The organism is Streptomyces sp. NPDC048734 (assembly GCF_043198675.1).
GTDB lineage: Bacteria > Actinomycetota > Actinomycetes > Streptomycetales > Streptomycetaceae > Streptomyces.
Window position 1 is genome coordinate 41,577 of sequence record NZ_JBICUZ010000017.1, and the last position, 26,752, is coordinate 68,328.

Consider the following 26,752-nt stretch of genomic DNA (forward strand, 5'->3'; position numbering starts at 1 on the left):
TTCCCGGGGCCGCCTGCCCCGGCCGGGCCCGCGAGCCCGGCCTGGTCGGAACGGGAGGCTCGAGGGCGTGTCCGACGATTCGCGTCGGATCAGCGCGCGGCGTCTGGTGCTGGGGGCACCTCCCACGCCGTTCGGGCAGTGGGGGAGGATCGCAGGGCGGAGGATCGCCCGTGTACCGGATGTACTCGGGTGATCCGACAACGCGGCGTGGGGGTGCCCCCGGCCGAAGGCCGGGGGAGTGCCGTGCCAGGCGTCGCGCGCCCGACGGGAATCGTCAGACGCGCCCTACGCGTCGGCCGTGCCGCGCGGCCGCACCAGCCCGCTCTCGTACGCCAGGATCGTGGCCTGCACGCGGTCGCGCAGCCCCAGTTTGGACAGCAGGGCGTTCACATGGGTCTTCACCGTGCCCGTGGTCACCCCGAGCGCGGCGCCGATCTCGGCGTTGGCCAGCCCCGCCGCGATGTGCAGCAGGACCTCCTTCTCCCGGGGCGTGAGCGAGGACAGCGCACCGGTGACGGCGGGCGGCCGCGGGGCGCCCTGCGCGAAGGTGCCGATCAGGCGGCGCGTCACGGTCGGGGCGAGGATGCCCTCCCCGGCGGCGACGACCCGGATCGCGGACAGCAGGTCCTCGGGCATGGCGTCCTTGAGCAGGAACCCCGACGCCCCCGCCCGCAACGCCTCGTAGACGTAGGCGTCCAGGTCGAAGGTGGTCAGCACCAGCACCCGAGGCCCGTCCGGCACCGAGGTGACGAGACGGGTCGCGGTGAGGCCGTCCATGCCGGGCATGCGGATGTCCATCAGCACCAGGTCGGGCCGCTCCTCGGCGGCCAGCGCCACCGCCGACGCCCCGTCACCCGCCTCGGCGACCACGGTCAGATCGGGTTCGGCGTCCACGATGGCGGCGAATCCGGCACGGACCACGGCCTGGTCGTCGACGACCATCACACGCGTGACGACGGGGACACCTCCTGAACGGGCTCCGGACCCGGCCGGGCCGACAGCAACGCCCTTACGATACCGGGCGCTTCGAGCACGATCCGCCCCGCCCCGGCGGGGACCCGCGCCCGCAGCCGCTCGGCCACCGGCCCGGTCACCGCCAGCGGCACGCCCGACACGGTGATCCGCAGCGTGTCCCGGTGCCGCCTGAGCGTGACCCGCGCCGGCCCCTGGTCACCCGCGCCGAGCGCCGTCTCCACGATCCCGTACGCCGACAGCGCCACCGAGGACGGCAGGTCCCGCGCGGCCTTCGGCAGGCCGCGCACGCTCACCCGGCGGCCGGACGAGGACAGGTCCCGGTACAGGGAGACGAGGTCCGCGGGGGAGCGACGCTGCCCGGGGTCCTCGGACCCGCCCAGGCTGTGCAGGAGTTCGCGCATCGCCGCCAGCGCCGCCCGGGCCTCCGTGGCCACCTCCTCCAGCTGTCCCTGCCGGGCCCGTTCGACCAGCGCGGCGGTGCGCTCCAGGACGGCGTCGCGCAGCTTCGCCGCCAGCCGCCGCCGTTCCGCGTCCGCCGCCCGCTCCGCGTGCCACAGCGAGGTGGCGAGCGCGTGGTCGTCCAGGGCCAGGACCCGCAGGCGCCTGCGGCGCACGGCCAGTCCGGCGCCCCACAGGGCGGCGAACACCCCGGCCGTCAGGACGGCCAGCGGCACGAACACCACCACGGCGGTGAGCCGTACCGATGCCGTCCCCGTCCCCGTCCCCGTCAGCCTCCCCTCCGCCGCGGCCGTCAGCACCACGACCGCGGAGAGGGACACCGCCGACACTCCCCAGGCCGGCCAGGTACGGGAGGCGCCACGGCCGTAGACCCCCATCGCGTACACGGCGAGCAGCTCCGCGACGGCTCCCACGTCGAGGAACCGCGACACCCGCACCGGGAGGTCGGCCACGACGACCGTCACCGGCCACAGCCACGACGTGGCCAACACCCCGAGCAGAGCCGCCCACGGGGCACGCCGGCGCCACAGCAGCGGCGCCGCGTGGACCGTCAGCAGCGCCGCCAGGACGAACAGCGCGGGCAGGGCGGCACGCAGGCTCGCGCCCGTCCAGTCCTCCGCGGCGACCAGCACGGACACCAGGGGCAGTACCGCCGCCGAGAACACCAGGACCGGATCGGCCAGCCGCTGCTCCCGCAGTACGTCCCGGCGTCCGGCCTCCTCGGCCGGCCCCCGGGGCCCGGCGGCGTCGGGCAGCATGGCCCGGACCCGCCAGCCACCGTCCGGCCGGGGACCGGCGGTCAGCTCTCCGCCGACGGCGGCGGCCCGCTCCCGCATCCCCGCGAGCCCGCGCCCCGATCCCAGACCGCCGACCCCGGGCGGGGCGGAGCCGCGCGGTGGGGCGTTGTCCACGGTCAGTTCCAGGACGCCGTACCCGCGCCGGACGCCGACGCGGGCGGCGCAGCCCGGCGCGTGACGCAGGGCGTTGGTGAGGGCCTCGCGGACGATCCCGTGGACCGCCTCCGCCGCGGGACCGGCCAGGTCGTCGGGGAGGTCGGCCTCGATCGGCCGGCCCAACCGTCCGAAACCGGCGATGAGTTCTTCGATCCGGGCGGTCATAGGACGGGATTCCGCGCCGTCGTCGGTGTCCCACAGCAGCCCGACGAGCCGTTGCAGCGAGGTGAGCGTCTCGGCGCCGGTGCGCTGCGCGAACGACAGGGCCTCCGCCGCCAGTTCCGGTCTTCCCGGCCCCAGCCGGCGGGCGGCGTCGGCGGTGATGACGACGGACGTCAGGTGGTGCGCGCTCACGTCGTGCAACTCGCGCGCCAGCCGCCGCCGTTCGGTGTCGGCCGCCCGTCGCCGGGCCTCCTCCGCGCCGGCCAGCCGGCGGGCGGCGGCCGACCGTCCGTCGAGCCACTGGCGCCGGCCCTCGCCGAGCCCCGCGCACACCAGGTACCCCAGTGCGCCGAGCGCCCATTCCGAGGCGAGGGCCGGCCGGACCCCGATGTGCACGAACGACAGCAGCCACTCGACGCCGACGGCCGCGGCGACCGCGCGGACGGTCACCGGCACGGGGCGGTGGACGGCGACCGAGTACAGCGCGACCGGCGCGCCGAGGCCCAGGCAGCCGTCCTCCCAGACCAGTTGGCCGGCCACCAGGGTGCCCAGCGTCCAGGCCAGGCACCGCACCGGCGCCTGCCGCCGACGGCCCAGCGCGACGGTCTCGGCGGCCAGGACGACCAGGACGGCCGCGAGCCGGACCGGTCCCGGCGCGTTCGCGCCTGCCGGGTCGGGGCCGGTCGCCCACCAGGTGAGCTGTCCGGCCGCGAGCAGGGCGGGGAGCAGCCAGTTGCGTATCGTGTCCATGTCGCCGACGAGCGTAGGCCGCGGCCCGGCCGGGCCGCACCCGTCACCGGTACGAGGCCGCCCTCTACCCTGCGACGGAGGCGCCGTTCCTGCGCCGGGTCGATGCCCGGGAACCGGCGGTCGGCGAGGATGGCCGCCATGACGAACCCGCCCGCCCCCGGGACACCTCCGCTCCCTCCCCCTCCCGCCGCCCTCCCGCCGTCGGGCCACCTTGCCTTTCCGCCGCCCGGTCACCTCGCCTTTCCGCCGCCCGGTCACCTCGCCGTCCCGCCGTCGGGCCACCTCGCCGTCCCGCCGCCGAGCCACCCCGCCGAACCGCTCGGCTACCACCGGCTGGCCCGCGTCGCGGCACGTCACCGATGGTGGCGGCCCGTCCTCGGCACCCTGTTCGTGGCGGTGGCGTACACCCTGACGGCCGGACTGCTCTACGCCCTCGTCTCCGCCGTGGGAGTCGCACGCGGCTACCCCGAAGGCCTGGACGGCATCGTGGAGTTCGGGCCGGTGACGACCACCGCCGTCGACCTGGCCATGCTCGCCGTCGCCATCCCCCTCGTACTCCTCGCGGTCCGGTGGATCGGCCGCCGTCCGGCCGGCACGGTCTCCTCCGTGACGGGCGGACTGCGGTGGCGCTGGCTCGGCCTGTGCGTGCTCGCGGCCCTGCCGGTCCTCGCCGTGACCGGCGGGGCGATGTTCCTGCTGTCCGCGGAGGACGGGGAGCCGCAACGGTGGGCCGGCTGGGAGGTCTTCGGGCCGGCCCTGGCCGTGCTCGTCCTGCTGGTGCCCTTCCAGGCGGCGGCCGAGGAGTACGTCTTCCGCGGCTGGCTCACCCAGGCGGTCGGCGCCTTCGTCCGTTCGCCCTGGATCGCGGTCGCGCCCCAGGCGGTGCTGTTCGCCGCCGCCCACGGCTGGGGCACCCCCTGGGGCTTCGCCGACCTGGTGGTGTTCGGGGTCGTCACGGGCCTGCTGACCGTGCGTACCGGCGGGCTGGAGGCGGCCATCGGCCTGCACGTCGTCAACAACCTCTTCGCCTTCGCGGCCGCGGCCGCCGTCGTCGACGGTCTGAAGAGCGAGGACACCGCCGCCGACCTGCCCTGGCAACTCGCCGTCCTCGACCTGGCCGGGATCGCCCTCTACACCGCCGCCGTCCTGTGGCTCGCCCGGCGGCGGCGACCGGCGCGCACCGCCCCGGCACCGCTCCCGCCCGCCCCGCCACCCCTGCCGCCCGTCCCCGCACCCCTGCCGCCCGTCCCCGCGCTGCTCCCGCCCGCCCCGGCCGGACACGCCTCCGCGCTGCTCCCGCCCGCCCCAGCCGGACATGTCCCCGCGCCGGTCCCCGGCTTTCCGGTCCTCCACGGTGTCCGCACGGACGTACCGGATCTGCCCCCGGGGACACCTCCCGCTGCCTTCCCGTCCGATGACTCCGCCCGCGGCCCGCGCTAGCGTCCGCCCGTGAGCACGAGCAACTCCCCCCGACGGCCGGTGGCATGAACGAGAACGGGGCCGTCGAGACGCGCCCGCAGGAGGGCTCCGCCGGGGAGCGGTCCCCCGGCACCGCCGCGGAACCGTCCGCCGCAGACCACGCGCCGTCCGCCGCAGCGGAACGTCCCGTCGCGCAGCGGCAGTCGGCGGACGCGGACCGGGAACCGGCCGTCACGGCCGGTGACCGCACTTCCCCTCCCACCGCCGAACCGCTCGCCCGACAGGACGAGTTCACGGACGCCGGCCCGTCCGGCGAGCCCGGCGCCCCCGCCCCCCACGCCTCCACCGACCGCCCGCGACGCCGCGGCCCCGGCCCCCTCACCCTGCTGGTGCTGCCCGGTCTGCTCACGTTGTCCGCGGTGGCCGGGGTCCTCGCGCTGACCGGCGGGCTCCCCTCGGACTGGACTCCCGGCGCGGAGGGGCAGCAGGTCACCGTCCCCGGGATCGACGAGTCCTACGTGCCGTGGCTGCGCAAGGCCGCGGCCGGCTGCACCGTCGTCACGCCGTCCGTGCTCGCCGCGCAGATCGACCAGCTCTCCGGCTGGCGGGACGACACCGGCCGGCTCTCCGGCGAGCAGGGCATCGCCGGGTTCACGGACGCGGAGTGGCGCACCTGGGGCAAGGACGACGACGGCAACGGCAACTCCTCGCCCCACGACCCCGCCGACGCCATCATGGCGCTCGGCCGCCAGGACTGCGCCCTCGCCGCGGAGATCACCGGCCTCAGGACCGACGGCACCGTCACCGGCGACCTGGTGGACCTCACCCTGGCCGCCTACGCCGTGGGCGGCCGCGAGGTCGCGGCGGCCGGACGGGTGCCCGCGGGGGCCCGGACCTACCTCACCGAGGTGAAGCGGCTCGTGCCGCGCTACGCGGCGTTCGACCGCGAGGCCCCGGCCGGCGGCGGGTCCGCGGACGCGATCCTGGCCCCACCCGTGACGACCCTCGTCATCACGTCGCCGTACGGCTCCCGCGAACATCCCCTCACCGGCGTGACCAAGCTGCACACCGGCGTGGACTTCGGCGCCCCGCAGGGCGCGCAGGTCGCCGCCGCCCGCGACGGCACGGTCGTCTTCGCGGCGATGACCAGGGCGTACGGCAACCGCGTCGTCATCGACCACGGCACCGTCGACGGCAAACGGCTGGAGACCACCTACAGCCACCTCTCCGTCCTCGGCGTCACCACCGGGCAGGGCGTGCGGACCGGCGCCCCGGTCGGCCGGGTCGGCTCGACGGGCCTGTCCACCGGCCCCCACCTGCACTTCGAGGTGGTCTACGACGGCTACTACGCCGACCCGCGGCCCTGGCTCGCCCTCGAGGGCTGAACGCCGGCGGACCCGGCGTCCGCTCATCCCGCCACGACCGCCTCCCAGGTGTCGACGGCGTAGTGCAGGGTCATCCCGCTGCGGGCGTACAGCCGGGGGGCGCCGGTGGTGTTGGAGGTGTCCACGCCCAGCCCCACCGTGTCCCGGCCCCGCCCGGCGAAGGCCGCGAAGGCGTGCCGCAGCAGCAGTCCGGCGAGACCCCGGCCGCGGGCCTCGCGCACCACACCGAGGCCGCGGATCCAGCCCATGGCCTCGCGGTCGTCGCGCGCGAGCAGGAACCCGGCGTCGCCGAGGTCGTCCGTGGCGGCGATCCACACCAGCGACCAGTCCAGGCCCTGCGCGTCGACGTCGTGCAGCCACTGCTCGTAGCGCCGCGGCTGGAAGTCGAAGTGGTCGGCGAAGCTCGCCTGGTACAGCTCGTGCACCCGCCTGCGGTCCGCCTCGTCGGCGCAGGCCCGCACCCGTACGCCCGCGGGCGGCACCGGCGGGAGGTCGGCGGCCCGGTCCAGGGGGCGGCGCAGCACGTGGTGGCGCCGTACGACGTACCAGCCGCGGGCGCGCAGCACCTCGGTGTCGAGGGTGGGCCGCACGTTGAGGTGCAGGTGGACCACCGCCCGCCCGCAGCCGTTCTCGCGGGCCTTGGCCAGCGCCCTGGTCTCCATCGCCGCCAGCAGGAGCCGGCCGGCCTCCTGGTGCTCGGGCAGGACGTAGTGGTCGATGTCGATGCGCTCGCCGGACGACTCGTCCCACAACAGGCCGTAGGCGACCGGCCGGTTCCCTTCGAGGGCGAGCCAGGAGTCCTGCGCGAGGTCGGTCTCCGGGTGCTTCAGGTCCGCCTCGACGGTGTGCAGGTCCGTCTCGGGCCGGCCGATCTCGATCAGGTCGACCGCGTTGAGCAGGTCGGTGACGGCGGGCGCGTCGGCGAGCGTGGCGGGGCGCAGGACATAGGACATGGGGCAAGCGTCCGGGGGAGGAGGAACGGGCCGCAACGGAATTTCCGTGCCGGCGCCCCCGGCCGTCCCCCACCCGAGGGGCGCCCCCCCGGCCGTCCCCCACCCGAGGGGCGCACACGGCAGGGCGGTGAGCCCTGTACGCGCCCCCATGGGCGTGGGCAGAATGCGCTCTGCCCGTGACCACATGGCGGAGGCGTCGGTTCCGCACCGCCGGCTTCCCCGGGAAGGAAGGTCGGTCGCCGTGTTGCTCCGTCTCCCCACATCCGTGTCCGAAGCGCGGGAATGCCTCGCCGAGGGTGCCGTACCGATAGGCGGGGCCACCCTCGTGTGGGCCACCTGGCAGCGCGACGGATTTCCCGAACTGGCCATGTCGCTGAGGGAGTTGCCCGAGGCCAACGTGGTCGGGCGTGGGGTGCTGGGGGCGGCCGTGGTGCTGCACCGCATCGGCGGTGAGGCGCCGGAGGCGCTGCGCGGGGCCGCCGCCGGCGTCGGTACCGGAGCCGTGCGCAGGACCGCCACCGTCGGCGGCAACATCGTCGGCAGCACGCTGCGGTGCCTGCTGCCCGCCGCCCTCGTCCTGGACGCGCGGGCCACGGTCCTCGGGTCCGACCGGGTGTACGAGACCGATCTCGCCGAGACCGTGGCCAAGCGCCACCTCATGCTCGGACTGCGCTGGCGCGACCCCGTCGTGAGCGGCTACCACAAGGTCCCCGCGGACGCGGGCGGGCCGCCGCCCTTCGTCGTCGCGACCGCCGTCCACGCCGACGGCGACGGCAGCCGGCTCCTGCGGGTCGCCGCCCGCGACGGCTACGAGGTGCTCAGCGAGAGCGTCCCGTGCGCGGCCGGCCCCGACGAGGCGTTGCACGCCCTGGAGCGCACGGAGTTCGGTGCTCTGCCCGCCGAGGCCCGTGCGGTCGTCCACCGGCAGGTCACGGACGTCCTGGCCCGCTCCGCCGAGGACTGACACCGACGAGGCCGGACACCGCGCCGCGCACCCCGGCCGGACACCCGCCCTGCCGGCAGGGCGGACCCGCCGGTACGACGGCCGCCGTCGCCGTCGCCGTGGCCGTACCGGCAGGCGGTCACGCCTGTCCCACGCGCCTCACCTGTTTCACGGGAACTGCGTGATCTTGGACGGGACGGTGTCCGTGCCCGAGGTCGGCGCCCCGGTGTCGTTGACCACGTGCGCGTACTGGCCCTTGCCGCCCAGGGAGATCACCTGGAGGCTGTGCAGCTTCACGGGGGTTGAGGAACATCCATGTCAGATCGTGCGCTAAGCCGACGTCGGCCCTGGTGGGCGGCTGACGGAGCGTCGGCGGTCGGACTTGCCTGAGGTCTTCCCACAGATAACACCCCAATATCTGCGGTAGCTTGATCCATCACCTGCGGTGACGTTCTTCGGCCGCTACGTGAAGCGGCCCTGTTATCTGTGGCAAGGGGGAAGCAGTGCCCACCGTCGTACAGTTGCCGACCGGGAAGGCGTTGACCGTCCGGACGGCGGCCGACGTGTTCCTCGACTCGCTGGGCAACCCGAACACGGTCCGGAACTACGGGATCGGGGTGGGCAAGACCGCCGCGCGGCTCGGCGAGGGCCGACCGCTGGCGTCGGTCGCGGACGATGAGATCGGCGAGGCCCTGGAACTGCTGTGGGGCACCGCGGCGGTGAACACGTGGAACGCCCGCCGGGCGGGGGTGCTGTCCTGGCTCGGCTGGTGCCAGGAGCACGGCTACGACGGACCGATGGTCCCGGCCTGGGCGAAGCGGCTGACGGTGCCGGACTCTGAGACCCCGGCCCGCTCGAAGATGGCCGTGGACCGGCTGATTGCCCGGCGTGAGGTGCACGTGCGGGAGAAGACGCTGTGGCGGATGCTGTACGAGACCGCCGCCCGCGCGGACGAGGTCCTCGGTGTGAACATCGAGGAACTGGATTTCGCCGGGCGCCGCTGCCCGGTCAAGGCGAAGGGCGCCCGGACCAAGGCCCGCCGCCGCGGCCAGGCTCGCGAGGACTTCGTGCTGGAGCCCGTGTACTGGGATGCCGGCACTGCCCGGCTGCTGCCCAGGCTCCTCAAGGGCCGAACCCGCGGGCCGGTGTTCGTCACCCATCGCCGTCCGGGACCGGGCAAGGTCCTCAGCCCACGCGACGTGTGCCCGGACACCGGGCTGGCCCGCCTCTCGTACGGGCAGGCCCGCGCGCTGCTCGACGAGCACACCGTTCTGCGCGGACCGGGCACGGGCTGGGACTTGCACGAGTACCGGCATTCCGCCCTGACTCACCTCGGTGAACAGGGTGCGTCGCTGCTGATGCTCATGGCGAAGTCCCGGCACAAGAAGCCGGAGAACGTCCGTCGCTACTTCAAGCCGTCCCCGGAGGCGATCGCCGAGCTCACCAGCCTGCTGGCCCCTGGCGACAGCAGGCGCTGAGCGCAGGAGAGGTTCTGTGCTGCCTTTCTGCTTTGATGTCGGTTCGGGGCAGGGGATCAGCTGTCCAGTGAGAGTGCGTTTTTGGCGTGCGCGGCGGATTCCTCCGAGGCGGGTCCGCCGGGATTCTCGGTGGCCAGTGCCTGGTTGAGGGTGACGAAGGGGCGCATCCGCCGCTCGTAGCGGGCATACGCGCTGCGGTGGTCGCCGTTGGCTCGGGCAAGGCAGTCGGCCAGCACGTGGGCGCCGACGAGGGCCAGGCTGGTGCCCTGCCCTGAGAGAGGGGAGGGGCAGTAGCCGGCGTCTCCGAGTAGGGCCACCCGGCCCAGCGACCACTGGTCCATGCGGATCTGGGCCATGGCGTCGCAGTAGAAGTCGGGTGCCTTCCGGGCGGCCTCGGCCAGGCGGGTCCCTTCCCACCGTATCGACGCGAGCTTGTCCACGACGAGCTGCCGCAGGGCGCCGCTGTCGCGGAGGTCGTGGGCGAGGGGGGCGGACTCGAAGCCGAAGGCGATCCTGAGTTCGGTGTTGCCACGTACGGGCATGATGCCGAAGCCCCTGTCGCCGTCCCGCAGCCACATCTGCCAGTCGTCCAGGGCGAGGAAGTTGTCCGCGCTGAACACCGAGAGGTAGCTGCCCAGGTGGTGGGCGAAATGCTCCTCCGGGCCGAAGGCCAGGCGTCGTACGGTGGAGTGGAGGCCGTCGGCCCCGACCACGAGGTCGAAGGTGCGGGACGGTCCGTGCGTGAAGTCGACGCGCACGCCGGTCTCGTCCTCCTCGAGTGCGGTGATGCTGTCGCCGAAGAGGTACTCGACGCCTGCGCGGGTGTGCTCGTACACCATCCGTACCAGGTCCTCGCGCAGCACCTCGATGTCTTCGCTGTCGAGCCGGCCGCTGCTGAAGGTCGCCTCGGTGGAGCGGTCGACCTCGTGGCCGTCGGGGCCGAGGATCGACATGCCGCGCATCCGGGTCCGTACGCGGCTTGCCTGCTCCAGCAGGCCCATCCGCTCCACGACTTCGAGCGCGACGCCGCGTATGTCGACCGCCTGGCCGCCGGGGCGTTGGCCTGGGGCGCGTTCGATGACGGTGGGCGCGAAGCCGTGGCGGCGCAGCCAGTAGGCGAGGACGGGCCCGGCGATTCCGCCGCCGGAGATGAGTACGGTCTGCATGAGAAGTTCCTCCCGTGCTTTTTACGGTGTACGCGTACTGAACGTACGACGTACGCGCGACCCCTTCCAACTGGCCAAATACCGGATCTGTACTAGGTCAGACGGCTTACGTTCGGCGTTGCCGCTGCTACCCTCTGCACTAGTACAGGACAGGGAAGCGGCAGAACGTGACGAAGACCACAGATGCAGTCGGTGATCCGCCCTATCTGCGCATCGTCGCCGCGATCCGGCGGCGCATCGCGGACGGTGAACTCGCCCCCGGGGACCGGGTTCCCTCGACCCGGCAGATCGCCGGGGAATGGGGCGTCGCGCTCGCCACCGCCACCAAGGCCCTGACCACCCTGCGTCTGGAGGGACTTGTCGAGGCCCGGCCCCGGATCGGCACGGTCGTTGCCGGAACGGCCGCTGCGCCGGCCCGCAGGCGTCCGTCACCCGTCCCGGACTCCGAGCAGGAGCTGAGCCTCGACCGGATCGTCCGCACGGCCATCGACATCGCCGATACCGAAGGACTGTCGGCGCTCTCCATGCGCGGCGTTGCGGCACGGCTCGGCGTCGCCGCCATGTCTACCTACCGGTACGTCCCCAGCAAGGACGACCTCATCCTGCTCATGGCCGACACCGCATTCGGCGAGGAGTCCTACCCTGCCAACGCCCCCGAAGAGTGGCGTTCCCGCATCGAACTGGGTGCTCGGACCCTCTGGAATCTTTACCGCAAGCACCCCTGGCTGGCCCAGATCGGCTCTCTCACTCGCCCTCTGCTCGTGCCCAACCTGATGGTCCACGGAGAATGGGCGCTGCGAGCCCTCGACGGCCACGGACTCGATCCCACCAAGCTGTTCGATATCCACGTCCTGCTCTACAGCCATGTCCAGGGCCTGGCTGTGCACCTGGAGATGGAAGCGCACGCCGAAGCCGCCACGGGCCAGTCGGAGGACCAGTGGATGGACAGCCGCGCCCCCGCTCTCCGGGAACTGGTGGAATCCGGCCGCTTCCCGACCTTCACCAAGGTGGTCGGAGCCTTCGAGGACGGCTATGACCTGCGTCTCGATGCTCTCTTCGAATTCGGCCTCAAGGCACTCCTCGACGGCCTGACTCCCATCGTCGAAGGTCAGGAAGCTGTCACGTAGACAGAAGAACGAGTTCATCGAGGACCGGACCCACGCCCCTTCGCGCCATCGGGGCGCCCCGCCAGCGACGTGGCGGATACGACCAGAGATCACCGGGTTCATCGTCCTGACCAGAACAGGCGCTTCACTCCTCGTCGGTGGAATCCGGATTGCGCAGGGGCCGTAGGCCGCCAGGCAGGTTCGGGAGCTGGAAGGAGTACCGGCCGAGCATGTTGATGTGGTGCCGCACAAACGGCGAGAGGTGGGCCACGTCCTCGTCACGGACGTCGTAGCCGTCCGCCCGCAGCTGCTTCACCGCAGCGTCCATGTACCTCGTGGTGAAGAGTACGAGGGCGTTGAGGACCAAGCCGAGGGCGCCGATCTGGTCCTCCATACCGTCCTGGTAGCGCTGGTAGAGCTGCCCGTGCCTGCCGTGGAAGATCTTCCGGGCCAGCGAGTGGCGGCCCTCCTGGAGGTTGGCCTGGCTCTTGATCTGCCTGCGGTATCCGGGCTCGTCCACGAGCCGCAGGATGTGCAGGGTCTTTGGAGATCCGCCCGTAGTGCGCGATCGCGTCCCCGAGCGGAGTGGGGCGCCCGTCCCGCGACAGCATCCGGATCACGTCGTACGCGCGGACGGCGCCGGTGTGGATGGAGCCGATGATCCGCAGGATGTCCTCCCAGTGCCGCTCGATCCGCGAGAGGTCGACCCGGCCGCGGGCCGCGTCCTGGAAGGCGCCGTAGTCGGCCGCGCGGTCGATGCGCCACATCTTCTGGTCCGGCAGGTCAGCGAGCTGCGGCGCGTACGCGAAGCCCGCCAAGGTGAGCAGCCCGAAGACGATGTCGCTGTACGAAGCCGTATCCGTGACGATCATCTCGGGGCGCTTGCCGCCGTCGCGGTCGTAGAGGACGTCCAGCACGTACAACGAGTCGCGCGGGGTGCCGGCCACCACCTTCCCGCCCAGTCCCGCCGCCTGGTCATTGATCATGTTCAGCCAGGTCGCCCCGCCCCGGCGCCCGAAGTGCTTCGGGTTCGGCCGCGCGTACACCGACGGGACCGGGACAACGAACCGCATGCCGTCCACGGAGGCGACCAGGCCGCCGCCCCACGCCTGCGCGAGCGGGATGGATGCCTGGTAGTCGATCAGCGTGGCATTCGCCGCCCGGTACGTCGCCAGCCGCAGATAGGTCTGGTCGACGTGGGACAGTCGCGCGTACTTCAGCGAGTCCGCGGCCCCGATGACCGGGGTGTAGCCGACGTTGCAACTGTGCGCGACCAGCAGCGCAGCGATCGTCACGTGCAGGTCCTTCAGCCGCGCCTCGCCGCCGGTGACCGAGGTGAACGCCTGGTCGGCGCCGGTCCACGAGAACACCTCCAGCAACGCCTCCGGCAGGTCGACGCGGGGCAGCATCGCCTCCACCGCCTTCCGTAGGGCACGCAAGGACCCCGGTTCGGGCTCCGGCTCCAGGGCGGCGAAGTGCAGCCGTCCGTCGTCGTCGAACACGATCTGGGAGTTCGCCGGCACCCGCGCGGCGACCTCGCAGTAGGTGCCGTCCAGCAGCGCGGCCCGCGCGGCCAGGTGTTCCCCGGCCTCAGCGGGCAGGCCGAGGGAAGCGAGCATGGTGGGCTTGGTCTGCTCCCACGCATCACCGTCGACGAGCTTGGCGCGCGGGTCGCCCCACTTGGAGGAGTTCTTCGCGAACACCTGCTTGCTCCGCAGCATCCGGTGCACCTGCTCCAGCACGCAGAACGCGTACGCCTTCCAGTCGACAGTGCCCGGCTCCAGGTGCGGCGCGCACAGCACCAGGCGCCGCCACGGCCCGGTGAGCAGGCCGGTGTCGATCTCCGCCGGGCCAACCTTCTTGCGTCCCATCAAATCCGGCAGCGACTTCAACGCCTTCAGGACCGGCAGGCCCTCCGGCGTGGCGCCGAAGTCGACCACCGTCACCAGGAGCTTCAGGAACGGCCGTACGGTGCCGAACCGGGTGACCAGCTGGGTCCGCCATGCCTCGTCGGCATCCGAGTCGAGCGGCGGAGTCAGCTCGAACAGCGCGGCGATCGCCGCCGCCAGCTCGTGCCGGGGCACCACCTGCTCGATCCGCTCCCCCATCGCCTCCAGCGTCTCCACCTCGGGCGGGCTGATCTCCCCGGTGTCGGTGTCGACCTGCTCGCTGGTGCTGTCGAACACGATCTGGAACGCGGCGGCCAGCTTCGCCGACGCCCTCTCCACCCGCGGCAGGGTCTTCAGCTTCTCCTTCGCCGTCTCCCGCTCCGCCCTGGCCAGCAGCTTCGTCGAGATCAGCACCTCCAGGAGGTCCAGGGCGTCATCGACCGCCCGGGACGTCAGGTAGACCGCAGTGGCCAGCAGCGTGGCCAGGCGCCGGGAGTCACCATGCCGCCGCAGCAGCGACGCCTTGCCATCGACCCCGTACCGCGACAGCTCCGCCAGCCGCTGCGGCGGTATCGCGGACACGTCCACCTCGCCCATCCCGAAGGCCGCGATCTCCTCCGCTCGTTCCAACGCCCACTTCATCTGGGGCCCGGAGATCCGCACCGGGCCCCGGCGCAGCCGGTCCAGCTCCGACACCCGGGTGCCCGGCGGCACCGTCAGCAGGGAGTCCAGCACTGCCCGCTGACCAGTGCTCAGCAGGCCGTACAAGGTGTCCCACAAGCGGTTGTTCGCCGCCTCCCGAACCGTGCCCACCAGCCGGGCCAGACGGCTCGCCCCGGGCAGCAGCACCCGGCGCTCGCGCAGCCACCCGGCCGCTGCGTCGAACAGAGACTTCGGCCCGTCGCCGGTCGTCCAGGCTCGCGCATCCAGCCACTCGCTCAGTTCGTCCCGCACCTCGGCGAAGTCACGCCAGCCTCCTGGATCTCCCCGGCGTGCGTACGGGCCGTCCCGTCCCGCTCGCCGTACTCCTTCAGGCACGACGCATCCGCGATCCCTAGCCGCTCGGCGAGGTACTCGGCGACCTCCGCCGGCACCTGCCGCGGGTCCGGCATGAACCGGCCCAGGTAGCGCACGCTCGTCAGCTGGACCGCGAACCCTAGCCGGTTGTGCGAACGCCGTTTGGCCTGCACTTTCTCCAGATCCGAGTCATCCAGGAAAAAGTACCGCTCCAGCTCCGCACGCGACGGCGCTCCGCTGAACACCGCGTACTGGGCTGCCTGTTGATCAGACAGGAACTCGACCGCCACCAGGTCCTCCGAAGATCGACAACATCGACCCGCGAAGGCTGCGCCGTACCGTCAGCCCAGGTCAAAGCGCCATTGGAGGCCGCGAGGGCTTAGCGCACGATCTGACGTGGATGTTCCTCAACCCCTTTCACCCCGGTCTCACCGGCACCTGGAAGCCGTGGTGCTGCACGATCGAGGGGGCGGACGTGAAGTTGCAGTAACTGCCCAGCCCCCAGGCCTCGTGCTCGTTCACCGTGTCGGCCACCTTGTAGGCCGCGTAGCCGACGATGCCGTCGTGGGTGACGGCGGCCGCGTTCGGGACGTCGTAGGCCTTCTCGTTCCGGAAGAAGACCGTCCGCCCGCGTTCGCCGTTCCAGACCACGTCGTACTTGTCGAAGTGCTCCACCAACAGGCCCGTGGTCAGGACTCGACCTGGAGCCACTGCGCGTCCGTGGCGGCGGAGGACCACCGGGTGCCGGTGTTCCCGTCCCCGGCGAGGGCGGCGGCGGTGCCGGCGTTCTCGGTCGACGACGCGGTGGCCGTGCGGCCCTGGGAGAGCAAGGGGTCGGCCGCTGCCGCGGGGGGCCGGTTCGTGGGGAGGGCGAGCAACGCCGACGTGGCGGCGAGCGCGACACCCAGGGATCTGAGTCTCATGCTGGTTCCCTGCGGGGTGAGTGCGGGTGGGTACGGACGGGTGGTGGGTGCGGGGTCGCGGACGGGCGAGGAGGTACGCGGGTTCGGCGAGGTGTGGACAACCCGCTGGAACAGCGGCTTAGTTCACGACTTGATTTAACTAATGACTTCTGTGGTCCGGCAAGCCCCGTGGAGCGGGAAACCTTTCAGGCGGTGACCGCGGCCGACTCGCCGCGGCCACCGCCGTGTTCAGAGGATGACACCCGCGGACCCGCCCCGAACAGGCCTCGCGTCCGGTGCGAGGCCCTCGCGCCGGATCGTCCCCGGACGCCAGACACGGGCCGGTCAGTTGACTGCCAGGACCGCCGTGTTGTTCGTGAGGTCCGGGTCGAAGCTGAAGGGGTACTGGCCGAACTCGCCGTACGGGGGGTGGATGCTCACGGCACCGGTCGCACCGGGCACCACGGTGTCGACGCGCACGGAGAACGCGAACGTGCGCCGGGTGTCCTCCAGCACCCAGTACGGCAGGTTGCAGTCGTAGCGCGGGGCGCCCGTCTGCTTCGGGTGGTAGCCGCCGGCGAGGGTGCGCGGGGAGCAGCCGGACGGCACGCCGGTGACCGTGGTGCCCTCGGGCACGATCAACCGGATCTTGGCGACCGGGTCGCCGGAGACGATGTTGCCGAACCAGGCCGGGCCGTTGTTCTTGAACGTGAGCTCGGCCGTCACCGTCTGGCCCGGCGTGCCGGAGACGGTGTCACCGGTCACGGAGAAGTCCGCGGTGCTGTCCGCGCCGATCTGGACGACCGCGTAGTCGTTCTGGGAGTCGATGTCCTGGGCGCCGTCGCCCGGCTCGATGCCGAGGTCGAGCCGCTCGTTCAGCGCGTGCGGGGCGAGTCGCACCGTCAGCGGCTCGGGCAGCTCGAAGGAGTCGCCCGGCGCCAGCACCTGGTCGAACGCGCAGACCGCCTTGTTCGACGGTGCGTAGTCGTTGTCGTCCGTCGTGGTGTAGGTGCAGGCGTCGTACCGGGTCAGAGCCGTCAGGCCGTACGAGGCGTACAGCTTGACGGTGAACCCGTTCGCGCTCTCGTTGCCGTTGTTGGTGACCTTGAAGGGGATCGTCCGCTCGTCGCCGGGCCGACCGTCCTCGATGTCGGCGACGGGGTCGATGGCGAGGTCGGGCCCGGAACCGACGGTGAGCGTGCTGTCGAAGCTCTCGTGCGGTGCGGTGAGCGTACCGTCGGGGCCGCCGGTGGCCGTCGCCTCGTAGGTGATCCTGCCCTGCGCGCCGACTGCGGCGCCGTCGGCCGCGCGCACCTTCAGGAACACCTGGTCCTCGTAGTCGCCCCCGATCGTGGGCACCACGGGAATGTCGCACACCGCACGCGTGCCGCTCGGCGTGCAGTTGTCGGGCCAGGTCACCTCGGCGACCCCGGTGAGGCCGGAGACGTCGACGGTGAGCCTGCCGTCGGTCACGGTGAAGTTCTGGTTGTCGTGGTAGATGCCGACGCCGAGGGTGCGTGACTGCGGCTGACCGCCGTCGATGCCGAGCGGTAACGTCTGCTCGTACGGCTGGTCGATCCACAACTGGTCGGTCTGCGGCGGATCGTCGTCGGCTGACGCGGACGCGGTGAGGCCGACGGTCAGCAGGCCGGCCGCCATCGCCACGACGGCGCCGGATCTGAGCCGTGACGGGCGTCCGGCGGAGAACGGTCTCATTACTGCCCCCAAGGGTGTGGTGACGCGCCGGCAACCCCGGCGCACCGGCAGGATCATCACATGGCGAGGCGCCTCGACGCGCTCCCGTTTTCCGGCCCCCTCGGGGATCCTCCGGCCGCTGACCAGCCCGCTCGCTTCCCCCGAAGGGACAAAGGGACAAGGGCGTCCGCTGGGCGGACGCCCTCTCGACACCACCGCCCCGCCACCGGTCCTGTCAGTGCCTGTTGGTAGAACTGCGGTCACCACGGAACGAAACCCTCTTCCTCCCCAGGAGCAGCCGCATGACCATCGGTGACCACCTCGACGCGCTGTACCGGCTGCCCGCCCACACCTTCCCGGGCCCCGGCGCGCCGACCGACGACCTCCCCGAGGCGGAGGCCTTCGCCTGGCGTATCACCAGCGACGTGTACGACGCCGACGAGGAGTGGACGCAGGCCTTCGCCCGCTTCTGCGCCGCCGTCGACACCACCCGCGTGCGCGCGCTGATCGTCGGCGCCTGGCAGGAGGCGTACGACAGCGAGCCCACCGCCGTCGTCGAGGCGCTGGTGGCGGCCCGCGAGCGGTTCCCCGCGCTGCGGGCCCTGTTCGTCGGGGACATGGTCATGGAGGAGTGCGAGATCTCCTGGATCAACCAGACCGATCTGACGCCCCTCCTCGCCGCCTACCCCGAACTGGAGGAGTTCGGCGTCCGCGGCGGCTCGGGCCTGCGCTTCCCGGCGCTGAGGCACGACGCCCTGCGCCGGCTCACCATCGAGTCCGGCGGCCTGCCCGCGGAGGTCGTGCGCGGCATCGGCGCCAGCGACCTGCCCGCGCTGGAGCACCTCGACCTGTGGCTGGGCACCCCCGACTACGGCGGCGACAGCGAGGCCGCCGACCTGGAGCCGATCCTGTCCGGCGCCCGCCTGCCGCGCCTGCGCCACCTGGCACTGCGCAACAGCGAGATCCAGGACGCCGTCGCCGCGGCCGTCGCCTCCGCGCCGGTGGTCGCCCGCCTGGAGGTCCTCGACCTGTCCATGGGTGTCCTCACCGACGAGGGCGGCGCCGCACTCCTGGCCGGACAGCCCCTCACCCACCTCAAGAAGCTCGACCTGCACCACCACTACCTCAGCGAGGCCCTGACGGACCGCATCCGCCGCACCGTCGAGACCGAGGGCGTCGAGGTGGACCTCGACCGCGACGACGCCGACGAGGAGCAGGAAGACGACGGCACGGTGTGGCGGTACGTGGCCGTGGGGGAGTGAACACCCCCTGAGCACCCCCCTCGACCCGCCCCGGAACACCCCTGCACCGCGCAGGCAACCCAGCACCACCCCACGAGAGGACGCCATGCAGCGGCCGGCCCCCCACCGGCGGCCCCGCTTCGCGGTCGTCGGCAATCCCGAGAACCGCCGCGTCACCCTCTTCGCGGACGCCGTGCGCGCGGCCGGCCTCCCCGCCCCGCGCGTCGTCGCCTGGGCGGAGGTCCTGCGCGCCGGCGGAGCCGAGTTCGGCCCCGAGGAGATCGTCCGGATCGACTCACCGGGCGAGAACGCGGACGTCGACCGGCTGCTGCGCGGCACCGCCGACCCCACCCGCGTCGAGGGCTCGGCCCGCTGGTACGCCGGCTTCACCGCCGCGCTCGCCGGCCTGCGCGGCGGCATCCGCCTCGACGATCCCGACGACCTCCCCGTGCTGTTCGACAAACGGCGCTGCCACGCCGTCCTCGACGCCGCCGGCGTACCGGTCCCGGCCTCGCCCACCTCGGGCCCCGCGGCCGCTCCGGTGCGCGGCTGGGACGACGTACGGGCGCTGATGCGGGAGCACCGGATGCCGCGGCTGTTCGTCAAACCCGCGCACGGCTCGTCCGCGTCGGGCGTGCTGGCCGTGGAGACGGGTGGACCGGGCCGGATCAGGGCCACCACCTCGGTGGAACTCACCTCCGACGGGCGCCTGTTCAACTCGCTCCGGGTCCGCCGCTACCACGACGAGCGGGACATCGCGGCCGTCGTCGACGCGCTCGCCCCCGACGGCCTGCACCTGGAGCGCTGGCTGCCGAAGGCCTCCCAGCAGGGCCGCGCCGCCGATCTGCGGGTCGTCGTCGTGGCCGGTCGCGCCACCCACGCGGTGGTGCGCACCAGCCGCTCGCCCCTCACCAACCTCCACCTCGGCGGCAGCCGCGGCGACCTCGAAGCGGCCCGGCAGGCCGTGGCGGCGGCGGGTGCCCGCTGGTCCGACCTGCTCGGCGTGTGCGAACGGGCCGCCGCCTGCTTCCCCCGCACCCTCTGCGTGGGCGTCGACCTGCTGCCGGCCGTCGACTGGCGCAGGGCCGCCGTCGGCGAGGTGAACGCCTTCGGCGACCTGCTGCCCCGGCTCACCGGTCTCCCCGGCAGCGGCGCGGAGGGCCTCGACACCTACGCCACCCAGGTGGCCGCGGCCCTGGGCGGCGCCCCCGCCCGCCACAGAACAGGAACACCCCATGCGTGAACCGGATCCGAACCAGCCGGGCACCGCCCCGAACCAGCCGGGCACCGCCCCGAACCAGCCGGGCACCGCCCTGAGCCAGCCGGGCACCGCCCCGAACCAGCCGGACATGAACCAGGTGGTGGGCAGCCACGACCTCCTTCTCGTCACCCTCGACACCCTGCGCCACGACGTCGCCGCCGAACTGGCGGCCGCCGGCCGCCTGCCGAACCTGGCCCGCCACCTCCCCGGCGGCCGCTGGGAGGAGCGGCACGCCCCCGGCAGCTTCACCTACGCCTCCCACCAGGCGATCTTCGCCGGCTTCCTGCCCACCCCGGCCGCTCCCGGACCGCATCCGCGCCTGTTCGCGGCGAGCTTCGCCGGCAGCGAGACCACCGCCGACAAGACCTTCGTCTTCGACACCCCCGACCTCGTGTCCGGCCTGGCGAAGGCGGGTTACCACACCGTGTGCGTCGGGGGAGTGGGCTTCTTCAACAAGCAGGGCCCGCTGGGCTCGGTGCTGCCCGGCCTGTTCCACGAGTCCCACTGGGAAACGGAGTTCGGCGTCACCTCGCCCAGCTCCTTCGAGAACCAGGTGGCCCGCGCCGAGCGCGTCGTACGCGAACTCCCGGATGAACAGCGCCTGTTCCTGTTCGTCAACGTCTCCGCGCTGCACCAGCCGAACTGGTTCCACCTGCCCGGCGCGACCCGCGGGTCCGGAGACACCCGCGCGTCGCACGCGGCCGCGCTGGAGTACGTCGACCGGCACATCGGCCGGCTGTTCGCGGCGGCGAGCAGCCGGCGCCGCTGCTTCGCGATCGTCTGCTCCGACCACGGCACCGCCTACGGCGACGACGGCTACACCGGCCACCGCCTCGGCCACGAGTCGGTGTGGACCGTGCCCTACGCCCACTTCTTCCTCGACCCCACACCCCGTCCGACGGAGGCCACCGGATGACCACCGCCGAGCCGATCACCGAGCCGATCAGCGAATCGACCGCCGAGCCGATCAGCGAGTCGACCGCCGAGCCGATCACCCGCACCAGTCCCTACCAGCACTACGTCTACGCCTACCCGCACAAGACGGCCTACCGCGCCCTCCCCGACCGCCCCGCGCTCGCCACCCTGTGGGCGGCCGAGCCCAAGGACGCCCTCTCCCTCTACCTGCACGTCCCGTTCTGCGAGGTCCGCTGCGGCTTCTGCAACCTCTTCACCCGCATCGGCGCCCCCGACGGCCTGACCGGTGCCTACCTCGACGCGCTCGAACGCCAGGCGGACGCCGTACGGGAAGCACTCGGTGACACCGACGAGGTGCGCTTCGCCACCGCGGCCTTCGGCGGCGGCACCCCCACCTTCCTCACCGCGGCCGAACTGGACCGCCTCTGCGACATCGCCGAGCACCGCATGGGCGCCGACCTGCGGGCCGTCCCCCTGTCCGTCGAGGCCTCGCCCGCCACCGCCACCGCCGACCGGCTCGCCGTCCTGGCCGGCCGCGGCGCCACCCGGCTCAGCCTCGGCGTGCAGAGCTTCGTCGACTCCGAGGCCCGCGCCGCCGTGCGCCCGCAACGCCGCGCCGACGTCGAGGCCGCCCTCGGCCGGATCCGCGACGCCCGGGTACCGGTCCTCAACATCGACCTCATCTACGGCATCGACGGGCAGACCGAGGACACCTGGTGCCACTCCCTCGACGCGGCCCTGGCCTGGCGCCCCGAGGAGCTGTACCTCTACCCCCTCTACGTCCGCCCCCTCACCGGCCTCGACCGCCGCCGCGGCGGCCCCGACCCGGAATGGGACGAACAGCGGCTGCGCCTGTACCGGGCCGGCCGCGACCACCTCCTCGCCCACGGCTACACCCAGCGGTCCATGCGCATGTTCCGCCGCGCGGACGCCCCGCCCCAGGGCGCCGACGACCACGCCTGCCAGACCGACGGCATGATCGGACTCGGCTGCGGCGCCCGCTCCTACACGGCCCGCCTGCACTACTCCTTCGACTACGCCGTCGGCATGCACGAGGTCCGCGCCATCATCGACGACTACGTCGCCACCACCGACTTCACCCACGCCGAGGTCGGCCGCGCCATGGACGGCCACGAGGCGCGCCGCCGCCACCTCCTGCAGTCCCTCCTCCAGGCCGACGGCCTGCGCGCCGACGACTACCGGGCCCGCTTCGGCACCGCTCCCGCCGACGACTTCGGCCCCGAACTCGAACGCCTCGCCGACCACGGCTGGCTGACCGGCGACCCGGCCGTCCTCAGGCTCACCCCGGAGGGCCTCGCCCACTCCGACGCGATCGGCCCCGCCCTGTTCTCCCCGGCCGTGCGGGCCGCCATGGCCGCCTACGAGAGGAAGTGAGCACCGCTCGTGGACCTGACCCTCCTCTACCGCGGCCCCCTGGCCTCCTGCGACTACGACTGCCCCTACTGCCCGTTCGCCAAGCGACGCGACACGGGCGACCAGCTCCGCGCCGACCGCGCCGCGCTGGAACGCTTCGCCGACTGGGCGGCGCGGCAGAGCGACGACCGCCTCTCCCTGCTGTTCACCCCCTGGGGCGAGGGCCTGGTCCGCTCCTGGTACCGGCGCGCCCTCGCCGACCTCTCCCGGCTCCCGCACATCCGCCGGGTCGCCGTCCAGACCAACCTCAGCTGCCGCACCGACTGGCTCGCCGACGCGGACCCCGACACCCTCGCCCTGTGGTGCACCTACCACCCCGGCCAGACCCCCTACGACCGCTTCCTCGCCAAGTGCCGCGACCTCGCCGCGCGCGGCATCCGCTTCAGCGTCGGCGTCGTCGGCCTGCCCGACCACCTCGCGGCGGCCCGCCGCCTGCGCGCCGACCTCCCCGACCACGTCTACCTGTGGATCAACGCCGCCGACGGCCACACCTACAGCGACGCCGACGCCGCCCGGTGGACCGACCTGGACCCGCTGTTCCCGTACAGCCGCCACCCGCACACCAGCGCCGGCCTGCCCTGCCGCACCGGCGAGTCCGTGGTCTCCGTCGACGGCGAGGGCACGGTCCGCCGCTGCCACTTCGTCCCCGCCCCCCTCGGCAACCTCTACGACGGCTCCTACCGCGCCGCCCTGCGCCCCCGCCGCTGCCCGCTGGCCGTCTGCGACTGCCACATCGGCTACGTCCACCTGGAGACGCTGCCCCTCTACGACGTCTTCGCGGGCGGCGTGCTGGAGCGCGTTCCGGCCACGGTGCCCTCCCGGCACGCCGTCGGCCTGCCGACCCCCGCGCCCGCGGGGCCGACGGAGGTTTGATCCGGCGGATCGTGTCAACCGGGTAGGCATGACCGAGTCGACGCGGGAGACCGAACGAAAGTACGAGGTGCCGGCGGCGGGCGACCTTCCGAGCCTGTCCCGGCTGACCGGCGCGGGCGGCGGCTGGTCGCTCGCCGACGGGGGCCGCCACGACCTGGACGCGGTGTACTACGACACCGCCGACCTGCGTCTGCTGCGCGCCCGCGCGACCCTGCGCCGCCGCACGGGCGGCTCCGACGCCGGCTGGCACCTGAAGCTGCCGCTGGGCGGGGACACCCGCGAGGAGCTCCGCGCCCCCCTCGGAACCAACGATCACGGCAACCCGGACGACATCCCCGACGGCCTGCGGGACCTGGTGCTCTCCCGGACCCGCGGCGCCCGCCTCGAACCGGTGCTGCGCCTGCGCACCGACCGGACCGTGCGCGAACTGCTCGACGCCGACGGCGGCCTCCTCGCCGAGCTGACGCTCGACCGGGTCCGCGCCGACTCCCTGCGCGGCGACCGCGGCCGCACCGCCTGGACGGAGCTGGAGGTCGAGGCGGTCGCCGAGGAACCCGCCGCCGCCGTCCTGAAGCGGGTCGAGAAGGCGCTCGGCAAGGAGGGCTTCACCCGCTCGGACGCCCCCTCCAAGGCGGTCCGCGCCCTGAACGAGACCGTGCCCGGCGCGCTGCCCGCCCCGCAGTCACCCCCCGGCACCCCCGGCGCCGCCGGCGAGCACGTGCTCGCCTACCTGACCCGGCAGGCCCGGGCGATCGTCGACCTCGACCCGGCCGTACGGCGCGGCCTGCCCGACTCGGTGCACCGGATGCGCGTCGCCTGCCGCCGGCTGCGCAGCTGCCTGCGCTCCTACCGTCCGCTCCTCGACCGCGGGGCCACCGAGCCGGTCCGCGCCGAACTGAAGTGGCTCGGCGGTGAACTGGGCGCCGAACGCGACCAGGAGGTGCTGCTGGAACGGCTGCGCGGCGGCGTCGACGCACTGCCCGGCGAACTGGTGCTCGGCCCGGTCTCCGCCCGCCTCCAGGCATGGGACGTCGCCCGCTCGGCCGAGGCCCGCGAGCGCACCCTCGCGGCGCTGTCCTCGCCCCGCTACGTGGCCCTCCTGGAGGCGCTGGACGGGCTGAGCACCCACCCGCCGCTGCGCCGGAAGGCGGCCCGCAAGCCGGCCGAGGTCCTGCCCGGGGCGCTCGGCAAGGAGCACGACCGCCTCGCCCGCCGCGTCGAGCGCGCCCTGCGCACGCCCGCGGGCCCGGAGCGTGACGCCGCCCTGCACCAGGCCCGCAAGGCGGCCAAGCGGGTCCGGTACGCCGCCGAGGCGGCCCGGCCGGCCCTCGGCGGCACCGCGAAACGCCTCGGCAAGCGCGTCAAGGCCGTGCAGCAGACGCTCGGCGACCACCACGACAGCGTCGTGGCCCGCGAGACCCTGCGCCGCCAGGCCGTGGCCGCCCACCGGGCCGGTGAACCCGGGTTCACCTGGGGACTGCTGTACGGCAGGGAGCAGGCCGGGGCCGCCGACCGGGAACGGGAGCTGCCGAAGCTGTGGCGGGCGGCCGAACGCGGCGGCCCGCGCAAGGCGAAGCGCTCCTGACACCCCGCACAGGGCGAAGCGCTCCTGACGCTCCGCACCCGGAGCGCGAAGGGCCGCGTCCGCTCCTGACGCACGAAGGGCCGTGCCCGCACCGTCGACTGCACGGTGCGGGCACGGCCCTTCGGACTGCGGGCGGAAGGCTACGACGCGTCGGTCACGTCGGTCACGTCCGTCACCCTCCAGCGCTGGTTGGAGCCGGAGTTGGGCGGCCAGGTCGTGACGGCGGCACCCTCGTGGGTGGCCTGGCCGCCGACCTCGAGGACCCGGCCGGTGGCGGGGTTCACCAGGGTCCAGGTGCCGTCACCGGTGGTCGACATGACCCACTCGGTGGCGGGGTCGCGCTCACCGGTGTCGGGCTCCACCACGGGCACGTTGCCGCGGACGGCCAGCCGCTTGCCCTCGGCCGGGTTGGCGAACACGTAGCGCTGGCGGGCGCCGGTCTCGCCGTACCGGGCGTCGAGCCGCCACTGCTGGGCGACGGTGCCGTCACCGGTGCCGAGGACCAGGCCGGTGCCGTTCGCGGCGACGGTGACCGCCTTGCCGCTCTGCACGCCGGTCAGCGTGTAGGTGCGGCCCTTGCGGATCAGCGGGGCGTCCTTCGCGACGCCGGAGACGCCCTCGACGGCGAAGGAGGTCACCGACTGGGCGGGCACGGTGAAGGTGGCCCTGCGGTCGGTGACCGCGATCGGCGCCTGCGGCCGGAGCTTGCCGTCGGCGCTGGTGACCACCGGGGTGACGGTGGCGTCCTCGCCGACCTTGCGGAACTTCGACAGGTCGACGGTGACCGTGCGGGCCTCGGCCGTGCTGTTGACGTGGACGAGCGAGGCGCCCTTGCCGTCCGCGGTGACGGCGGCGGCGCTGGAGGTGTCGTCCACCTTGATCAGCCGGTCGCCGGGCTTGATGAAGTGCGTGAAGTTGCGCGCGGTGTCGAACTTGGTGTTGGTGTATATCGGGCAGGACTCCAGCGTGTCCTCGGAGGTGCAGCTGAACGGGAGCTGGATGCTGCCCCAGTTGCCGCCCTTCGCGGACTCGCCGCCCGGCTTCATGTTGTCGTAATCCTCGACCGGCTGCCAGAACACCCAGGCCCTGGGCTCCAGTTCGCGCAGGTCGTTCACGATCTGCTGGGCGAGCCCGAGACCGGGGCGCATGTCGGTGAAGCTCTGGCCGTCGCCCCAGTCGCCCTCGACCTCGCTCATCCACAGCGGCTTGTCCGCCGCCTTGGCCAGGTCCCGCACGGTGGTGCGCTGCCCGGTGCCGTAGGTGTGGACGTTCATCTGGTCGACGAGGTCGCGGGAGGCCTGCGAGTAGGAGTTCCAGTTCGTGGCGAAGAGGCCCGGGTTGGTCTCGTCCATCGCCGAGATGTCCGCCTTGACCTTCGCCTTCCTCAGCGCCGGCGCCAGGGCGGCGAGGACCTGCTGCTGGACCGCGGGGCCGATGTGGGCGCCCTCCTGACGGCCGCCGACCGGACGGCCGTCCGCGCCGAGACGGGTGCCCCAGTAGTTGGTGTTCGGCTCGTTGAACGGGTCGATCGTGTCGACCTTGATGCCCTCGGCCTTCTCCAGCCGCTTCGTCGCGCCCGCGAGATAGGCGGCGAAGTCGTCGACCGACTCCGGCTTGAGCTGCTCGGCGCCGGCGTCGAACCCGCCGGAGACGTAGCCGCTGACGGTCATGAACCACGGCGGGGAGTTGCTGAACGTCTCCCAGTGGTCGATGTCGTTCTTGATCCGGTCGACCCACCACCGCTGGGTGGCGTCGGCGTCCTCGTTCCAGTCGGCCGGGTCGTCGGCGCTCCACCAGTCGGTGTCCGTGCGCGTGGTCCCCGCGGGCGCCTTCCACCAGCCCTCGACGGCGCCGCCGGCCCGCAGGTAGTCCTCGACGTCCGGGGCGTTGCCGCCGCCGATGTTGTACCGGGCGATGTTGAGCGCCAGCCCGTCGTCGTCGAAGAGGAGCTTCGCGAGCTTCTCGCGTATCTCCGCCGGGTAGTCGCCGGTCGCGTTGGCGAACCAGACGAGGCTGGTGCCCCACCCCTCGAACTTCTCCTGCCGGTACGACGGGTCCGGCGTCACGGTGACGGCCGCGGCGGCCTCTGCCTGCGCCGGAACGGCGAGCAGGGCGGCCCCCGTGGCCAGGGCGGTCAGTGCGGCGGCCCCGAGGGTCCGTCTGTTGCGCGTACGGCGTGCCATCTGTTCTC

The 26,752-nt window shown here is 73.2% G+C and carries 18 protein-coding genes and 3 pseudogenes; 11 read left to right on the top strand and 10 right to left on the bottom strand.

All coding sequences use genetic code 11. From position 1 onward, the window contains the following. Window positions 1–285: 285 nt before the first annotated feature. Together ACGFQC_RS31275 and ACGFQC_RS31280 are read right to left on the bottom strand one after the other, a co-directional pair. Window positions 286–942, bottom strand: a complete 657-nt coding sequence (locus ACGFQC_RS31275; RefSeq protein ID WP_363090071.1) for a response regulator transcription factor — start codon at window positions 940–942, stop codon at window positions 286–288. Beyond that, window positions 942–3,299, bottom strand: a complete 2,358-nt coding sequence (locus tag ACGFQC_RS31280) for a histidine kinase (RefSeq protein WP_363089991.1) — start codon at window positions 3,297–3,299, stop codon at window positions 942–944. The genes ACGFQC_RS31275 and ACGFQC_RS31280 overlap by 1 nt, the downstream gene beginning before the upstream one ends. A gap of 138 nt (window positions 3,300–3,437) precedes the next feature. Between ACGFQC_RS31280 and ACGFQC_RS31285 the strand changes: the two genes are divergently transcribed. Together ACGFQC_RS31285 and ACGFQC_RS31290 are read left to right on the top strand one after the other, a co-directional pair. Beyond that, the gene (locus ACGFQC_RS31285; RefSeq protein WP_363089990.1) at window positions 3,438–4,739 is read left to right on the top strand and encodes a type II CAAX prenyl endopeptidase Rce1 family protein; all 1,302 of its coding nucleotides are present in this window, start codon (window positions 3,438–3,440) and stop codon (window positions 4,737–4,739) included. Window positions 4,740–4,783: 44 nt separating this feature from the next. Continuing rightward, entirely contained in the window at window positions 4,784–6,103 is a 1,320-nt protein-coding gene (locus ACGFQC_RS31290; protein WP_363089989.1) for a M23 family metallopeptidase, read from the top strand. A gap of 23 nt (window positions 6,104–6,126) precedes the next feature. Here ACGFQC_RS31290 and ACGFQC_RS31295 read toward each other — a convergent pair whose 3' ends face one another. After that, window positions 6,127–7,056: a GNAT family N-acetyltransferase gene (locus ACGFQC_RS31295; RefSeq protein WP_363089988.1), complete on the bottom strand. Its 930-nt coding sequence runs from the start codon at window positions 7,054–7,056 to the stop codon at window positions 6,127–6,129. Between the two features lie 241 nt (window positions 7,057–7,297). Here ACGFQC_RS31295 and ACGFQC_RS31300 point away from each other — a divergent pair, with 241 nt between their 5' ends. Beyond that, on the top strand, window positions 7,298–8,020 hold the full coding sequence (locus ACGFQC_RS31300) for an FAD binding domain-containing protein (RefSeq protein ID WP_363089987.1): 723 nt from the start codon (window positions 7,298–7,300) through the stop codon (window positions 8,018–8,020). A gap of 147 nt (window positions 8,021–8,167) precedes the next feature. On the opposite strand, the pseudogene ACGFQC_RS31305 reads toward ACGFQC_RS31300, so the two are convergent. Further along, window positions 8,168–8,296: pseudogene (locus ACGFQC_RS31305) on the bottom strand (hypothetical protein); the annotation flags it as partial. 206 nt (window positions 8,297–8,502) lie between these two features. Between ACGFQC_RS31305 and ACGFQC_RS31310 the strand changes: the two are divergent. Then, window positions 8,503–9,477 (top strand): site-specific integrase, encoded by a 975-nt coding sequence (locus ACGFQC_RS31310; RefSeq protein ID WP_363089985.1) that lies wholly within the window; start codon window positions 8,503–8,505, stop codon window positions 9,475–9,477. Window positions 9,478–9,533: 56 nt separating this feature from the next. On the opposite strand, the gene ACGFQC_RS31315 is transcribed toward ACGFQC_RS31310, so the two are convergent. After that, window positions 9,534–10,643 (bottom strand): FAD-dependent monooxygenase, encoded by a 1,110-nt coding sequence (locus tag ACGFQC_RS31315; protein ID WP_363089984.1) that lies wholly within the window; start codon window positions 10,641–10,643, stop codon window positions 9,534–9,536. A 167-nt stretch (window positions 10,644–10,810) separates the two neighbouring features. Between ACGFQC_RS31315 and ACGFQC_RS31320 the strand changes: the two genes are divergently transcribed. Continuing rightward, window positions 10,811–11,770: a TetR/AcrR family transcriptional regulator C-terminal domain-containing protein gene (locus ACGFQC_RS31320; RefSeq protein ID WP_363089983.1), complete on the top strand. Its 960-nt coding sequence runs from the start codon at window positions 10,811–10,813 to the stop codon at window positions 11,768–11,770. 124 nt (window positions 11,771–11,894) lie between these two features. Here ACGFQC_RS31320 and ACGFQC_RS31325 read toward each other — a convergent pair. The 4 genes and pseudogenes from ACGFQC_RS31325 to ACGFQC_RS31340 form a co-directional block, all read right to left on the bottom strand. Continuing rightward, window positions 11,895–14,945 (bottom strand): annotated as a pseudogene (locus ACGFQC_RS31325) (Tn3 family transposase). A 130-nt stretch (window positions 14,946–15,075) separates the two neighbouring features. Beyond that, window positions 15,076–15,351, bottom strand: a pseudogene (locus ACGFQC_RS31330) (hypothetical protein); the annotation flags it as partial. After that, window positions 15,345–15,578 carry a discoidin domain-containing protein gene (locus tag ACGFQC_RS31335; RefSeq protein ID WP_363089982.1) on the bottom strand — a complete coding sequence of 78 codons (234 nt, stop codon included), beginning with the start codon at window positions 15,576–15,578 and terminating at the stop codon, window positions 15,345–15,347. The pseudogene ACGFQC_RS31330 and the gene ACGFQC_RS31335, both read right to left, overlap by 7 nt. Before the next feature lie 324 nt (window positions 15,579–15,902). Next, the gene (locus tag ACGFQC_RS31340; protein ID WP_363089981.1) at window positions 15,903–17,273 is read right to left on the bottom strand and encodes a hypothetical protein; all 1,371 of its coding nucleotides are present in this window, start codon (window positions 17,271–17,273) and stop codon (window positions 15,903–15,905) included. Window positions 17,274–17,554: 281 nt separating this feature from the next. Here ACGFQC_RS31340 and ACGFQC_RS31345 point away from each other — a divergent pair, with 281 nt between their 5' ends. The 6 genes from ACGFQC_RS31345 to ACGFQC_RS31370 all read left to right on the top strand — a co-directional run bounded on the left by ACGFQC_RS31345 (window position 17,555) and on the right by ACGFQC_RS31370 (window position 24,561). Further along, window positions 17,555–18,514 carry an STM4015 family protein gene (locus ACGFQC_RS31345; protein ID WP_363089980.1) on the top strand — a complete coding sequence of 320 codons (960 nt, stop codon included), beginning with the start codon at window positions 17,555–17,557 and terminating at the stop codon, window positions 18,512–18,514. Window positions 18,515–18,599: 85 nt separating this feature from the next. Next, a complete protein-coding gene (locus ACGFQC_RS31350) occupies window positions 18,600–19,736 on the top strand; it encodes an STM4014 family protein (RefSeq protein WP_363089979.1) in 1,137 nt (378 codons plus the stop codon). A 106-nt stretch (window positions 19,737–19,842) separates the two neighbouring features. After that, entirely contained in the window at window positions 19,843–20,670 is an 828-nt protein-coding gene (locus ACGFQC_RS31355; protein ID WP_363090070.1) for an STM4013/SEN3800 family hydrolase, read from the top strand. After that, entirely contained in the window at window positions 20,667–22,064 is a 1,398-nt protein-coding gene (locus ACGFQC_RS31360) for an STM4012 family radical SAM protein (protein WP_363089978.1), read from the top strand. Before ACGFQC_RS31355 ends, ACGFQC_RS31360 begins: the two co-directional genes overlap by 4 nt. Window positions 22,065–22,073: 9 nt before the next feature. Beyond that, complete coding sequence (locus ACGFQC_RS31365) at window positions 22,074–22,976, top strand: STM4011 family radical SAM protein (protein ID WP_363089976.1); 903 nt, start codon at window positions 22,074–22,076, stop codon at window positions 22,974–22,976. A gap of 28 nt (window positions 22,977–23,004) precedes the next feature. Continuing rightward, the gene (locus tag ACGFQC_RS31370) at window positions 23,005–24,561 is read left to right on the top strand and encodes a CYTH and CHAD domain-containing protein (RefSeq protein WP_363089975.1); all 1,557 of its coding nucleotides are present in this window, start codon (window positions 23,005–23,007) and stop codon (window positions 24,559–24,561) included. 140 nt (window positions 24,562–24,701) lie between these two features. Here ACGFQC_RS31370 and ACGFQC_RS31375 read toward each other — a convergent pair whose 3' ends face one another. Further along, a complete protein-coding gene (locus ACGFQC_RS31375; RefSeq protein WP_363089974.1) occupies window positions 24,702–26,744 on the bottom strand; it encodes an RICIN domain-containing protein in 2,043 nt (680 codons plus the stop codon). Window positions 26,745–26,752: the final 8 nt, after the last annotated feature.

Excerpts from the sequence above, each read along its gene's own strand:
- ACGFQC_RS31360 (WP_363089978.1), top strand. The coding sequence starts at position 20,667 with ATGACCACCGCCGAGCCGATCACCGAGCCGATCAGCGAATCGACCGCC.
- ACGFQC_RS31285 (WP_363089990.1), top strand. The coding sequence starts at position 3,438 with ATGACGAACCCGCCCGCCCCCGGGACACCTCCGCTCCCTCCCCCTCCC.
- ACGFQC_RS31315 (WP_363089984.1), bottom strand. The coding sequence starts at position 10,643 with ATGCAGACCGTACTCATCTCCGGCGGCGGAATCGCCGGGCCCGTCCTC.
- ACGFQC_RS31290 (WP_363089989.1), top strand. The coding sequence starts at position 4,784 with ATGAACGAGAACGGGGCCGTCGAGACGCGCCCGCAGGAGGGCTCCGCC.
- ACGFQC_RS31275 (WP_363090071.1), bottom strand. The coding sequence starts at position 942 with ATGGTCGTCGACGACCAGGCCGTGGTCCGTGCCGGATTCGCCGCCATC.
- ACGFQC_RS31355 (WP_363090070.1), top strand. The coding sequence starts at position 19,843 with ATGAACCAGGTGGTGGGCAGCCACGACCTCCTTCTCGTCACCCTCGAC.
- ACGFQC_RS31335 (WP_363089982.1), bottom strand. The coding sequence starts at position 15,578 with ATGAGACTCAGATCCCTGGGTGTCGCGCTCGCCGCCACGTCGGCGTTG.
- ACGFQC_RS31340 (WP_363089981.1), bottom strand. The coding sequence starts at position 17,273 with ATGAGACCGTTCTCCGCCGGACGCCCGTCACGGCTCAGATCCGGCGCC.
- ACGFQC_RS31375 (WP_363089974.1), bottom strand. The coding sequence starts at position 26,744 with ATGGCACGCCGTACGCGCAACAGACGGACCCTCGGGGCCGCCGCACTG.
- ACGFQC_RS31295 (WP_363089988.1), bottom strand. The coding sequence starts at position 7,056 with ATGTCCTATGTCCTGCGCCCCGCCACGCTCGCCGACGCGCCCGCCGTC.
- ACGFQC_RS31350 (WP_363089979.1), top strand. The coding sequence starts at position 18,600 with ATGCAGCGGCCGGCCCCCCACCGGCGGCCCCGCTTCGCGGTCGTCGGC.
- ACGFQC_RS31370 (WP_363089975.1), top strand. The coding sequence starts at position 23,005 with ATGACCGAGTCGACGCGGGAGACCGAACGAAAGTACGAGGTGCCGGCG.
- ACGFQC_RS31345 (WP_363089980.1), top strand. The coding sequence starts at position 17,555 with ATGACCATCGGTGACCACCTCGACGCGCTGTACCGGCTGCCCGCCCAC.
- ACGFQC_RS31280 (WP_363089991.1), bottom strand. The coding sequence starts at position 3,299 with ATGGACACGATACGCAACTGGCTGCTCCCCGCCCTGCTCGCGGCCGGA.